Source organism: Plectonema cf. radiosum LEGE 06105, assembly GCF_015207665.1.
GTDB classification, from domain to species: Bacteria; Cyanobacteriota; Cyanobacteriia; order Cyanobacteriales; family Nostocaceae; genus Rivularia; species Rivularia radiosa_A.
This window is the reverse complement of the sequence record NZ_JADEWL010000064.1, coordinates 21,914-37,170: the sequence shown is the minus strand read 5'-3', so window position 1 is coordinate 37,170 and position 15,257 is coordinate 21,914. Positions and strand designations below refer to the sequence as shown.

The following is a 15,257-nucleotide window of genomic DNA, read 5'->3' as shown; positions in this document are numbered from 1 at the left end:
CACCGTCACACTCCCAGCATTTCCTTCTCCGAATGTTGAGGCAGTAAGACTAGCACCTTCTGTTAAGTTAAAGGAACCGGCATCAACGGTAATATTTCCCCCATCACCCACACCACCTGCTTGCACCCTGCTGAAAATATTAGCATCTGTAAGGGAAACAGTATCTTTGGCTTTCACCGTCACACTCCCAGCATTTCCTTCTCCGAATGTTGCGGCAGTAAGTTCAGCACCTTCTGCTAAATTCAAGGAACCGGCATTAACGGTAATATTTCCCCCTTTACCAATAGTTCCTGTTTCCACATCACTGAAAATCGCACTAGGGAATCCATTTTTTTCCCCAGCAATATCAACAACACCCGTTACATTCACATTCACATCTCCCGCATTGCCTCTTCCTGCACTTTGGGTATCAGATGCACCACGAGTACTAGTTTGTAATTGAGCGCTATCTCGTAGTGTCAGGTTAGCAGCATTAATCTCAATATTTCCCCCTTTACCCACACCACCTGCTTCCACTGTGCTGAAGATATTAGCATCTGTAAGGGAAACAGTATCATTGGCTGTTACCGTCACATTCCCCGCATTTCCTTCTCCGAATGTTGAGGCAATAAGTTCAGCACCTTCTGTTAAGTTGAAGGAACCGGCATTAACGGTAATATTTCCCCCATTACCAATAGTTCCTGTACCCACAGTACTTCTAATCCCACTGGGAAATGTATCTCTTCTATCAGCAATATCAACAACACCCGTTACATTCACATTCACATCCCCCGCATTGCCTCTTCCTGCACTTTGGGTATCAGATGCACGACGAATACTAGTTGTTATTTGAGCGCTATCTCGTAGTGTCAGGTTAGCAGCATTAATCTCAATATTTCCCCCATTACCCACACCACCTGCTTCCACCCTGCTAAAGATATTAGCATCTGTAAGGGAAACAGTATCATTGGCTGTTACCGTCACACTCCCCGCTTTTCCTTCTCCCAATGTTGAGGCAGAAAGACTAGCACCTTCTGCTAAATTCAAGGAACCTGTATTAACGGTAATATTTCCTGCATTACCTCTTGAATCCCGGCGCACCCGATTGCGAATTTGGCTCCCAGAATCAGCAACTGTTATTTCTCCAGTCGCATCTAGGGTAATATCTCCGGCAACAGTTTCAGGTGTCCCCAAACCTTGCCCAATCCCAGCGGAAAGAAAACTTCCTCCAGTAATTTCCACATTTCCAGCATTAACTACGATATCACCGCCACCAGCACCTTCTACATATACCTTGGCTTGATTTGTCAGCGATACATCAGCACGAGTAACATTATCGGGAAATTCCAACCTGAAATTATTCCCATTTATATCTAGTGCTACAGTTCCAGTTTCTGCCAATCCTCCTAACTCAACCCTCCCACCATAAGCGTTTAATTCTCCACCATTCATGTTGACATTGCCACCCACCAGCAGCAAACTCTTACCATCGGGAACCCGCAAACCAAATACGTTAAAACCTGCTGGATCTATTCCAGAGTCTGCAATTGAATTATTTTGAATCGATGCTGTTTGATTAATTTGACTAAACAAAAAAGCCGAAGGATTCACCGTCAATAAAGCTGGTGGTTGAGGATTTATCGTACTAAAAAACCCTTGCTCTGCAAACTCAATTGCATTTGCAGTAGTCCCTACAAAGGAACCATTTATATCCAAACTGGCATTTTCTCCAAAAACAATCCCGTTGGGATTAATTAAAAATAAATTTGCATTACTAGGGTCAAAATTTCTATTGGATATCGTACCCAAAATGCCTAATATTTCTGAAGGATTATTTCCCGTGACTCTTGTTAAAACATTTTGAATATTATCATTAGGAACAACAAAATAAGCACCTCTTCCTTCACCGACATTTAATTCTTGCAAACTATGAAATAAATTTTGACCCCGCTCTGCTCCACCTTCTATCAAGGTGCTGGGTATACCATTTCTATTTACATTATTATTATTATTAATTTGTGAAGGTTCAGTACCTAAAGTGTTATCCGGTACAATATTGCTTTGAGCAAAACCCGATTCTATTGATGTGACGCTGACACTCAAAAATCCTAGTAATATTTTTAGAGAAAATTTCCATAAGCTGTTATAATTAATTTCGTTCATTTCAACCTCTTATGCGTTAAAAATACTTTTAATATTTTAGGTAAAAGGAGCCTGCTTTTTACGGAAATTTTAACCTTACCTTTCAAAACCTCCCCCAGCAAGGGGAGAGGCTGTTAATTTATCCCCTAAACTCTTAATAATTCTGCCAATTCTTGATCGATCAAGTTTGACAATTCTGCTTCGGAAAGTTGTAAGATGTCATCAACAAAATCTTGTACTGGTTTCACCTCTAAGGTTTCTTCGATTTCTACAACTTCCAAGGAAATAACTTTATCTAGTAAATACTGTGCTAAAGCTTCAATGGTGGAATATTCAAATGTCAAGGTAGAAGGTAAGGAGTTTCCCAACATTTTCTCTAACTGATTTTTTAATTCCATCGACATTAAAGAATCCATTCCCATGTCGAAGAATCCGGTACGGGGATTTGGACGAAATGAGGAATCAAATTGCAGAACTTTGACAACTTCATCTTGAATACGAGCAATCAATAAATTTTCTCGCTCGCTAACGATGGTTTCTTGGAGTTGATGGAGAAGTTCTAAATGCTGGGTTGATGATTCTTGTTTTACTTTTGCTTGGGTTTGACTAAGGAAGTTATTAACTAAAGGTGGTTGTTTTCCTGGGGAAAATTGTTGTAAAAACTTCGTCCAATTAACGGGTGTAACTCCTACTTGTGTTGCGTTTTGCGTTAATAAATCTCCTAATATTTGTAATGCTTGTTGTGGTGCAATTGTGGAAAAACCACTTGCTGTTATTCGTTGTTGGTGACGAATGTCTAATTTAGCAGCCATCCCGACTTCACCCCAAGCACCCCAGTTAATGCTCAAACCTGGCTTACCTTGATTTCGGCGATAATTAACTAAGGTATCCATAAAAGCATTCGCAGCAGCATAGTTTCCTTGAGTTGGGGAACCCAATAAGGAAGCTACTGAGGAGAAACAAACAAAGAAGTCTAGAGGTATATCTTGAGTTAGATGATGTAAATTCCAAGTTCCCCTGACTTTCGCAGCCATAACTCTCTCGAATCGTTGCCAAGTTTGCTGTAACAGTAACCCATCATCTAAGACACCCGCAGCGTGAATAATACCTCTTAAAGGTGGATGGGATGTCTTGATTTTGGTTAATATTCCAGATACATCTTCTACTTGGGAAACATCTGCTTTGACAACCAGTACTTTCGCTCCGGCTTGTTCTAGTTGTAAAATTTCTTGTTGAGTGTCGTTGGTAATTCCCCTTCTGGTAGTTAAAACTAAATTTCTAGCCCCTTTATCAATCATCCAACGAGCAACTACAAGTCCCAAAGCTCCTAATCCGCCGGTAATTAAATAGCTGCTTTCTGAATTAAACTTAAACTGTTGTTGTGCGTTAGTTTGATAATTGCGTCTTACTAAGCGAGCAACTTTACGAATTCCTTGACGTAGAGCAATTTCATTTTCTGTGTCTGCAAATAATAATTGCTCGTACAATTCTTGAACTTGATTATGGTTTGCTGCATCTAAATCCAAGCGGGTACATAATAGTTCTGGATGTTCTAAAGCAATTACTTTACCCAATCCCCACAATGAAGCTCCGGTTAATTGTAAATCATCGGATGCTGTTGTTGCTTGAGTTGCTTTCGTTACCAACCACAATCGGGGATATGGAGATAATTCAGCTTTAGTCAAAGCTTGGACTAAATGTAAAACGCTACCGCAATTACGAACTTGGTTATTTGTCTTAAAAGTGTCATCTAATCCCCATAAGTATACTATTCCCCGTAAAGCAGTTTGATTATTTGTGATCTCCTCCAGCAATCGTTGAAAGTCTTGGGGATTTTCGGGGTTGATGTAAAACTGTTGCGGAAAAGCTTTATATTCCGTACCGGGAACAACTAAAACATAATCTTCGCCATTTTGCTGTAATTTTCTTGCAAGTTGAGCGCCTATTCCTGTATCTTGAGCGAATATCAGCCAACTACCCTTTTCTTGTGGAATTAATTCTTGATTCTTATCAACATCCTTGTTTTCCCAAGCAATTTCATACAACCAATCGTGTTCTGCTTTAGTGATGTTTTGGAAAACGGTTTTTTGACGAGTTCTTCTGGCTTCAAAACCGATAATTTCCGCAATTAAACGTCCGGATTCGTCGTACAAACTGATATTACCAAGTAAACTATTATCGTCTGATTCTTGTTTTTGAGCGTGACACCATAGTTTACGATCGCAATTAGGACGATGGTAAAATTTTAATTTGGCAATGTTAAAGGGAACGTACATATAATCTTGCTCGGATTTAGTTAGTTCCCAACTGTTAAGTAGTTGTAAACAAGAATCAATTAAACCGGGATAAAGTTGATAATTATCAATTTTATCTGGTAATTGAGGCTGTTTCATTTGACATAAAGCTTGATTTTCTCCCAGCCAAATTGTGTCAATCCATTGAAATGAATTTTCCCAGTGATAGCCCCTATCTCGGAATGTGGAGTAAAATTCTGTTCCCGATATTTGATCGCATTGCTGTTTTAATGTTTCAATATTTATCGAGTTATTGACAAAATTTATTTCTGTTGTCACCAGATTAACTATTGCCTTTGCGTGAGATTCCCAAGCTTCAATATGGTTTTCCGAAGTTGGATTTTGTAGACTAATAATTTGTAATCCTGTGCCTTGATTTGATTGCGGTGTCAACACTAACTGAACCGTCTGGGTACTATCATGATCACAAATCAAAGGATGTGAAAGTAATAAATTCTCAATCACACAAGATTCATCCGAAAAAGTCTCCTTAACAGCCGATAAAATCATCGAAACGTAAGATGCTGCCGGAACTATTGCTTTTCCATACAGTTTGTGATCATTTAAATAAGCCGGTGAATTGGCACTGAATTCTACTTCAAAACGAGTTTCTGGAGAAAATGGCAATCTCAGCCTTTTACCTAATACCGGATGCAGCGCTTGATTATTACTTGGGGTTAAAGTTGGTGATTGAGGAATATTTATCTGAGATGTATCAACCCAATAACGCTGACGTTGAAATGGATAAGTTGGTAATACCAATCGCTGACGAGAATAATCAGAGTCAAAAGCAAACCAGTTTACGGTTTTTCCATGGATATACAATTGTGCTAAAGTTGACAGCATCTGTTGCCAATCCGACTGAGAAGAATGCAAACTAGAAAGCCACATTCCCACATTTGTATCTACACATTTACGTCCCATTCCTAATAAAATAGATTTGGCCCCTACTTCCAAAAATACTTGGCAACCCTGTTGTGCAAGAGTTTTCATTGCAGGTGCAAATCTTACTGTTCCCCGCAAATGATCTAACCAATATTGAGGATTTTGTAGCTCTGTGGTGACTAACTCACCAGTAACATTGGAAACTAAATCTATCTTGGGGGTTGCAAAGCAAACTTCTGATAATACCTGCTCAAAATCCCCTAACATTGGTTCCATCAAAGCCGAATGGAAAGCGTGAGAAACATTTAATTTGACGGTATTAATATCTTTAGCTTCTAACTTTTCAACAACAATATCTATCGCTTGATTTTCTCCCGAAATTACCACACTTTCCGGTCCATTTATCGCTGCGATGGAAACTCGATCGCTAAAAGCTTGAATCGCTGTGGAAACGACTGCTTCTGTGGCAAAAACGCTTACCATTGTACCGTTGCCCGGCATAGCTTGCATTAACCTAGCTCGTTTCGCAATCAATTTTAAACCGTCTTCTAAACTAAAGACTCCCGCCACACAAGCCGCAACATATTCACCTAAACTATGTCCCAAAACCATATCTGGTTCAATACCCCAAGACTTCCATAATTGGAAGACAGCGTACTCAATAGCAAATAAAGCCGGTTGAGCGTAAGCTGTATCGTTTATCAAGTTGGTGTTACTACCGTAAAGCACCGACAGCAAAGGCTGTTCTAAATATGGACGTAAAATTTCATCGCAGCGGTTAATAATTTGACGAAACATCGGTTGAGTTTCGTAAAGTTCTCTTGCCATTCCCGCATACTGGGAACCTTGTCCCGTAAACAAAAAGGCGATTTTTTGATTTTGTTGATGCTCACTTTTATCAGTAATTCCCGCAGATGGATTATTAATAAACTTGCTAATTTGTTGCTGTAAATCTGTAGTCGATTCCGCAATAAAAGCCAGTCGATGCTCAAAATGCGATCGCCCTGTATTAGCTGTAAAACAAATATCTGTCAAAGCTGTTTGGGGACGAGATGATAAAAAGCTGTGGTAATCTTCAACTAAATTAATTAGTGCTGCTTCAGTTTTGGCTGATAAACTCAATAAATGTAGCGGACGTTCGATATCCGGTTGGGTTTTGGGTTCAACTTGCGGTGCAGATTCTAAAATCAAATGTACGTTAGTACCACTCATACCAAAGGAACTGATTCCAGCCAAACGTTGGGGAGCATCCCATGTTGTGAGGGAAGTAGGTACTCTCACGGGAAGTTTGCCCCAAGGGATGTAAGGATTGGGCTGATTAAAATGTAGGTGAGCGGGAATTTCAGCCTGCTGCAAACTTAATATTACTTTGATTAAACCCGCTATTCCAGCAGCAGATTCTAAATGTCCTAACTGAGTTTTTACTGAACCGATGGTTAAAGGATTATCTTGACTACGATTTTCACCCAATATATTTCCTAGTGCTAAAACTTCAATTGGATCTCCTAAACTAGTTCCTGTACCATGTGCTTCCACATACTGAATTTGATGAGGTTCGAGCCGAGCATTTTCTAAAGCTTTACGTAATAATGCTTCTTGTGCTGCACCGTTGGGAGCAGTTAAACCATTACTTGCACCATCATGATTGACAGCCGAGCCGCGAATTACAGCCAGTATATTATCCCCGTGAGAAATTGCATCTGACAATCGTTTGAGTATAACTATTCCACAACCTTCACCCCGACTGTAACCATCAGCCGCAGCATCAAAAGTTTTACAGCGCCCATCCTTAGACAAAGCCTTTAACTTAGACAAACCAATACTTGCTGACGGAGAAAGAATTAAATTCACTCCACCAGCCAAAGCCATCTTACATTCCCCAGTACGCAAACTTTGACAAGCCAAATGCACCGCTAACAGCGAAGACGAACAAGCAGTATCTAACTGCATCGTCGAACCTTGCAAACCTAAAGTATAAGCCAAACGTCCCGCAGCCATACTTCTGAGAATACTCAAAGTATTGTAAGCATCAATTTGAGTGCGATCGCCACTGTTAAAACCCAACTGAGAATAATCATCCATACAAAGTCCAATAAAGACTCCGGTGGAACTACCTTTTAATTTATCTGCGGGAATTCCCGAATGTTCCAAAGCTTCCCAGCTTACTTCTAAAAGTAATCGTTGTTGGGGGTCTAAATTTACTGCTTCCCTAGGAGAGATACCAAAGAAATGTGCATCAAATTGATCTACTTGATCTAAAAATCCACCGTACTTAGTGTACATTTTTCCCGGAACTTCGGAGTCTGAATGATAATATTTATCTACATCCCAACGTTGAGATGGAATTTCTTTAATGGCATCGATTCCATCATGCAACAAATGCCAGTAAGCCTCTGGATTATCAGCACCACCAGGAAAGCGACATCCCATACCAATAATTGCTATTGGTTCCCTCTGCACCTGCTGCATATTATCGACAACAGAACGCATATTTCTTAATTGCAACAATGCTTTTTCTAACAACGGACGATAATTTTGATTTTCTGGGTAATTCATGTTATTTGATAGTTGATGGTTGATGGTGAATATTGCGCCCAAGCGCTACTACGAACCGGGAGTTACCCCTTAAAATGTGGTCAAGTAATATTGTAGGTTGGGCTGTTCGCGCAAGCGTTGCGAAGCAAAACGTAGTGGAGCCTCGGCACCCGCGTTGGGTTGCGCTATGTCCTGTCGGACAGGCTTCGCCAACGCTTAACCCAACCTACGAAGAGGTATTTTAACTCTTCGGGATTCCTGGTGGATGAAGCGCCCTCTGCGCTACTACGAACCGGGAGTTACCCTTTAAAATTAATGTGGTGGAGTACTATAGGAATCCGGTTTGATTTTTGTATGCCCTTCGGGCACGCTACACGAACGCGCAGCGTGGCGTAGCCATAATTATTTGTGTAGGGAGGCTTTCTTGCTTTCTTGCTTTCTTGCATTCATGCTTTCATGATTCTTTCTAGAAGATTAAGGTGTACTGAGTTTTTTCAATTTTCAAGTAGGATTCCTATAGTAGTTCATGTCACTAAATTTAAATGTTTAACGCTGCAATTTCTTGAGCAAGTAACTCAGCTAACTCTCTATCATTCAATGCTTCAAAATCGGTGGATTGTGGATTCAAAAGCGCCTTCGTATCAAGCTGATTCTCTTGGGAAATATCTACACTGCCTAAATGATGTGCTAAAGAATCAACCGTGGAAAAATTCCAAGTTATGGTTGGTAAAATCTCCCGTTGCAACCAGTTACTCAAATCTTCAGCTAACTTTACCGCTCTTAGAGAATCCAAACCATAATCGGCAAAAGATTTATTGCGATCAATTTTACCGTCACTTAGGAGCAACTTTTTCACCATCCAATCAGTTATCCAATTGGCAACTTGCTCGAAACCTGGTTGCAATTTAAGAGTTTGCTGTTGAATGTTACTTGCTTTAGTCGTAATCAACTGAGTTTCCACAACTTTTACCACTTCCCCAGGACAAGAATTTTCTTCCCGTAACAATCGCTTCAGTATTTTTCCTGTGGGATTTTTTGGTATAGATGTAACGAATAGGACTTTACTCGGAACCTTATACTGTGCCAGTCGCTGCTGACATAAAGCAATTATTTCCTCTTCTGTAACTATTTGATTAGCCTTAAGTACAATACAAGCCCGAACCTGTTCCCCCATTAAGGTATTAGGAACACCGTACACTGCCACTTCTGCGATAGATGGATGTTGATAAATTACATTTTCTACCTCAGCAGGGTACACCTTCAAACCGCCACAATTAATCATATCTTTCAAACGGTCAACAATGTAGAAGTAACCCAACTCATCCATTTGACCGATATCACCAGTATGAAACCATCCATCTTTAATGGCTTGAGCCGTTTCCGATGGACGATTCCAGTAACCCAACATGACATTGACACCCCGAATCAAGATTTCCCCCAACTTACCCGGTGTGACTTCCCTACCATTTTCAGTATCAACAATCTTCATCTCCACGTTTTCAATTGGTGTACCAATCGAACCAAGCTTATATTTGAGCCGATGATTGTAACTAGCTAGGGGTGATGTCTCAGTTAAACCATATCCTTGATGAATCACTTGACCAAACTTTTCTTGCCATTGTTTGGCAATTTCTACAGGTAAACCAGCAGCAGCAGAAAAGTAATAATTTGCGGTTAAATCCGTTTTAGATGCTTTCTCTAGTAACAGAATAAAAGTTGTTGGTACTCCGAAAAACATTGTAATATCATACTCAGCCACCGAATTAATAATCGTGTCTGGTTCAAAAGAGCGATGCAGTACAATCGTCGCACAGGCATTTAAAGCACTGTTGAAGATAGCATTCTGCCCAAAACAGTGAAACATCGGCAAAAATAACAAAATATTATCTTTACTACTCATTCCACAATTGTGATTCATCGAATACATATTAGAAATCACATTACCGTGGGAAAGAGTCGCCCCTTTCGGAAAACCCGTAGTCCCAGAAGTATAAAGAATTGCTGCTGGTTCATCTCGTTCCATGATCACAGCACGAGCTTCATCTGAAACCTTCGACATTAATTCATCTAAAGAAATACCGGCAGTCGATTTACCTTCAGTAATCAAAAGATGTTGTAAGTATGGTAAATCCGCTTGAGAAATTTTTTCATAAAGCTGTGGAGTCGTAATCAATACTGTGGCTTGACAATCATCCAGAATAAACTTAACTTCATCTTCTTGGAGACTAATATTTATTGAAACCGCGATCGCACCAATTTTTTGGATCGCCAGGTAAGAAATGATAAATTCAGGAATATTAGGTAAAAACAATCCAATTCGTTCACCTCGCTTCATCCCCAGTTCGCTCAAAGCATTAGCAGCCCGATTTACCATTTGGTTGAGATGTTTGTAAGTCAAATACTTACCTTCAAAAATCACTGCTGGTTTATTCGGAAATAGACAGCAACCACGCTCTACATTTTGTGCTATGTTCATGACCTGATTATTCTAAAACTACCTTTAATTACCTTTAATTACTTGCTAGAGGAGGTAAAATTTTAACACCTCCTCTGGGCGCAGTAATATTATTCGACATCAAACAATTAACAACCTTTAACTGCATCCACAATTAAGCCCCCAGCAGCTATATCCGCTGCAATCCGAGCAATATGCTCATCTAAAGACTGTTCGTTATCATTACAAATGTAGGGACGAGTAGAACTTGGTTTTTGCTCAATTACCTGATACACTGCCGAATACAACTCTTGAGTCCCAGGAGAAAGACAAGTCCGAGCATCATAATCACCACTTATTTTATAAGAGCGTAAATCAACCGCTTGCACCCCAAACATTAAGGCGATCGCCATATATTGTTGAAATATTTCAACAGAACGACGAGCTAAATTTGCACTCATATAACCTTGAGAATTGACGTTCTGGTTAAACTGTTCTGCGTGAGTGGGATATCTATCTGCAAGGGAATTTCCGTAAAAGGTTAACAAAGGCATAATTGAATTACCGCATATTTGCAGACCTTTCAACCCCATATTTACCTTACGCTGTTGATTCCCCACCAAAGAAGGAGGCAATCCATTGTTAAATTCCGGAGAGACAAGCAGGGCAATTTGTACGTCTATGTGTTTAGCCAAAAGTCCTAAATAATAGCGTAGGTGATCCATTCCCATACCTACATACTGTCCCAGGAAATTGCCCCCATGATAGCTTGCATTATTTGCCACATCTATTAGAGGATTATCTGTAACAGAATTCATCTCAATTTCAATCTGCGAGCCAACTTGAGAGATTCCATCAACAATTGGACCCATATATTGTGGCAAACAACGCAACGAATAACGATCTTGAATCAATTCTTGCTTGCGATATTCATGTTTACCATCTAACTCGTCGCGAATTAAACGAGAACCAGCAAGCAAAGAAATCATTTGTTCTGCTGCCCATAATTGTCCAGGGTGGGGTTTGCACTCGTGGATAAACGGATGAAATGATTGATTTGTACCGTTTAAACCCTGAATAAATAGAGCATTAACACCCATTGCCAGCTTGAGCAATATTCGCGCATCGTAAACACAATTAGCAGCAATACCAGTCATTACAGAAGTACCGTTCATCATTGCTAAACCCTCTTTGGGTAATAGCTGCAAAGGAGACAAACCAAGTTTAGATAGAGCAGTGGGAGCATCCATTTCTTTACCGTTGAAATCAACTTTAAAGCTAGAATCCAAACCAATCAAGGCACCAGTAATGTAAGATAACGGCACTAAATCGCCACTTGCACCAATCGAACCAAATTCGTATACATGAGGAGTAACCCCAGCGTTGAGGAAAATTTCCATGCGTCGAATTAGTTCGAGACGGATACCAGATGCACCATGTAAATGTGAGTTAGCTCGTAACAGCATTGCTGCACGGACATCTGAAATAGGCAATTTCTTTCCAGCACCCGACTTGAGGAACCAAACCAGATTTGTTTGTAATTCCGATGCTTCTTCCGGAGAAATCACCACATCAGCCATGCCACCAAATCCTGATGTCACACCATAAATTGGCTTTCCAGATTCAACTGCATTGCTAATGAAATCACATGATGCTTGAATACCCTGTAAAATGTCTGCATTCTCTGTTAACCGTACTTGTTTTTGATCGCGAGCGACACTCGCAAGGTCATCTATGGTGAGAGAATCGTTACCTACATTCACAGTTGAATCCGAATATTCACTGTAAGCTAATTGAGCGGAAGCAGTATTGCTTTTTTGTAGAGATGTTAATTTCATGATATTTGTGAAATAGATGTGGATTGTAGATTTTTTCGATCAAAACTTAAACGCTATATACTAATTCTTTTTCTGTTAGAGAACAGTATGGCATTGTCATAGTATGTTTATTCGACCAACGACCAAATATCTCAGCAATAGGAGCTACTTCTTGCATTAACTCTCGATATTGTTGCGGTGTTAAAGATTGGGGTCCATCAGATAATGCGTTTGCTGGGTCGGGATGAACTTCAATCATTAATGAATCTGTACCAGCAGCGATTGCTGCCATTGTCATTGATGATACAAACTCAGATTTACCCGTTGCATGACTAGGGTCAACCATAATCGGTAAGTGAGTTAGAGTACGCAAAACAGGTATGGCGGATATATCCAAAGTATTTCGCACATATTTGCAGTCAAAAGTGCGGATTCCACGCTCGCAAAGAATTACATTGGGATTACCAGCCGCAAGAATATACTCGGCAGCCATTAGCCAATCTTCTATAGTTGCAGCCATCCCTCGCTTGAGCAACACAGGTTTATTAATGGCTCCGACTTGTTTCAACAGTGAAAAATTCTGCATATTTCTGGCTCCGATTTGGATAATATCGGCTACATCTGCGATTTTATCTAAATCTGCCGTATCCATCACTTCAGTGACAATTCCCAAACCAGTGACAGCTTTGGCTTTTGCAAGTAATTCCAAACCGCTCTCACCATGTCCTTGAAATGAATAAGGAGAAGTACGTGGTTTATAAGCACCACCACGCAAAAACTTGGCACCAGCAGCCTTGACTGATTGTGCTGTCTCCACAATCATTTCTTCATTTTCAACCGAACAAGGACCTGCAACCACAACTATGGGAGAATGTTGACCGAAAGCAACGATTTCATTTGGTGTAGTTACATAAACCGTACTGGGTTGTCCATTAGTCCATTGTAAGCTAGCACGTTTAAAAGGTTTTTCTACACGCATTACTCTTTCAATAAAAGGGCTAAGTTTTTCAATTTGTTGAACGTTAATAGATGTAGTATCACCTACTAAACCGATTAAAGTGTGATGAATACCAACAGACTTTTCTGGATGGATATTCAAAAGGCGAATTTCTTGAGTAATTCGTTCAACTTCCATTGCTGGAGTTGCAGATTTCATTATTACAATCATTGATGTTAATTCTCCGGAAATGAATTTCAAATAAAACAGATATCGTTGCTATTCGTTGTAGTTAATCTTTTATCCTCATAATATTTATATTAATCGGATAATAAGTAAAGAAGAATGGAAAATATTTCGGTAGTATAGGATATTAATTTGTTGTAATCGAAATAATAGAATACCGAGATAAATCCAGGGTAACTTCTTCACTTATGAATGACAGCAACTGCGAATTGCAGGCTTACCATCTACCATAGTCAGAAAAAGACATATTTTCTGAGAATTAGACTCCCAACAATAAATAGGAATACCCGAACAGCATTGAGAATCAGTAGTTGCTTTCGGTAAATCACCAAAAGTTACATTAGTCTTTGTTTTACCCGCATTAATATCAGCAAGTGCTGACACCATAATAAATAATGAACCAATTTCACTTAAACTTCTATTTTCAAGAGAAATATGATTGCCAGATTGCAGCTCGTTTAACTCAGAATAAGAGAGAGTTAAACCAAGTAAATTAGCACCTTTGCTAATTGCGGGTGCGCCAGATTTTGCATTTAATTCAAACATTTTAAAATCCTTTGATGAGTTTTACTGTACCTTTTCACAGAACAAAATGAAATTGTTGGATTAGATACAAATTTGTTTTGATGAGTACCGGGTGACAGAGTTCATCACTGTTAATCATTTAATTTTAAGAGATATTAAATCAATTTTCCATGAAAAATATTGAGCTTGAATAGGATATTCTTTTGTTTTAATTTTATAACTCTACAATAGTTTTTAAGGCAAAATAGGAAACGGAGAATAGCATTAAATAAGTAATATACTAAAAATCAGATTAGTGAAGCGAGCATCATTTCTCTTGTATAGTTAGCGGAGATGGAGTTGATAAAACGAATTTAACAATAAAAAGAAGGGCTAATACTTGAATTAAATATCAAGTCTAAACCCCCTTAAAAGATACTAATTTTAAGTAATGCTTATTTATGATCTATTTGCTCAAGAACCTTTTACATTCAACTTGATTACTTGCTTTTTTACGTCTAGATATCGCAGCCAAAACTCCAAACATTAATAGCGTCCATGTCAAAGATTTTTCCGGCACGGCTCTAACCACTCGTAATTCTAATGGAAATGGAAGAATAAACATATCAAATCCATTTCCGCTTCTTTGGAATAAATCATCTCCGTCAAAAGAGTTAACTATCTGGACTCTATTTCCAGCAGCAGAGACATCTTTAACAAAAGCATCAGCCAAACCTTGATTGAATGAAGATAAATTGGGTACTTTATTTACCGTAATTGGGTCTGTAAAATTACTCTCAATATCATCTTGAAATGAAGTTGTTGGACCATAATCAACAACTGCATAATAATCAGAATATCCGAAGTCAATTATTTTAGTCGTACCATTATATAAACCTAATTCAACATCATTAGGATTAGCGCTATAAATTCTTTCTTCAATAGGTGAATCTGGTTCGGCAAACCAATTTTCACCAATAACGTCTGCACCTAAGTTCCAGGTTTTTGTAAAATCCTGACCTTCTTTTTGCCCGAATGCAAAACCAATATCACTAAATTCAATACCATTATTTGTTAAATAACTATTAAAGTTTGAAAAACCGGAATTATTAACTAAACTAGCTGTTCTAGTCGCGTTAGTTGAGGGTACTTCCGGGCTACCTTGTCTTCCAGTACCATAGTAAGGAGCATTATCGGGAACACCTGGAATATCGGCACGAGAATTCAACGGAACTAATCTATGACCTCTATCTAGAGCATCAGCATCTTGGTTATAGAAAGCAACAAATCCTTCATTTTGTGAAGGTAAACCCTGAAAATCCAAAAAAACATTAGATTCGATCGGTCTGGGTTCAATAAATCTCAGTTGATCAAAATTAAAAGTGGCAGCCTTTACAGATGCTGGAGCTATTACAAAAGATAATAAAGGGGTTGTAAAGAGGAAAGCGGATATCTGGTATGTACGCATAATTAAAATTTGATCG

The 15,257-nt window shown here is 39.1% G+C and carries 7 protein-coding genes; all 7 read right to left on the bottom strand.

Going from position 1 to position 15,257, the window contains the following annotated elements; translation table 11 throughout:
• Positions 1–2,142: two-partner secretion domain-containing protein (locus tag IQ247_RS18325; protein ID WP_193922526.1), on the bottom strand; the 2,142-nt coding region annotated here is incomplete at its 3' end.
• A 125-nt stretch (positions 2,143–2,267) separates the two neighbouring features.
• Positions 2,268–7,856, bottom strand: coding sequence for a type I polyketide synthase (locus IQ247_RS18320; protein WP_193922525.1), 5,589 nt, complete (start codon positions 7,854–7,856; stop codon positions 2,268–2,270).
• A 517-nt stretch (positions 7,857–8,373) separates the two neighbouring features.
• On the bottom strand, positions 8,374–10,311 hold the full coding sequence (locus tag IQ247_RS18315) for a long-chain-fatty-acid--CoA ligase (RefSeq protein ID WP_193922524.1): 1,938 nt from the start codon (positions 10,309–10,311) through the stop codon (positions 8,374–8,376).
• Between the two features lie 107 nt (positions 10,312–10,418).
• Positions 10,419–12,107: an HAL/PAL/TAL family ammonia-lyase gene (locus tag IQ247_RS18310; RefSeq protein WP_193922523.1), complete on the bottom strand. Its 1,689-nt coding sequence runs from the start codon at positions 12,105–12,107 to the stop codon at positions 10,419–10,421.
• Between the two features lie 46 nt (positions 12,108–12,153).
• Positions 12,154–13,254: a 3-deoxy-7-phosphoheptulonate synthase gene (gene aroF / locus IQ247_RS18305; RefSeq protein WP_193922522.1), complete on the bottom strand. Its 1,101-nt coding sequence runs from the start codon at positions 13,252–13,254 to the stop codon at positions 12,154–12,156.
• A 201-nt stretch (positions 13,255–13,455) separates the two neighbouring features.
• A complete protein-coding gene (locus IQ247_RS18300; RefSeq protein ID WP_193922521.1) occupies positions 13,456–13,815 on the bottom strand; it encodes a hypothetical protein in 360 nt (119 codons plus the stop codon).
• Between the two features lie 424 nt (positions 13,816–14,239).
• Positions 14,240–15,241: a hypothetical protein gene (locus tag IQ247_RS18295; RefSeq protein ID WP_193922520.1), complete on the bottom strand. Its 1,002-nt coding sequence runs from the start codon at positions 15,239–15,241 to the stop codon at positions 14,240–14,242.
• Positions 15,242–15,257: the final 16 nt, after the last annotated feature.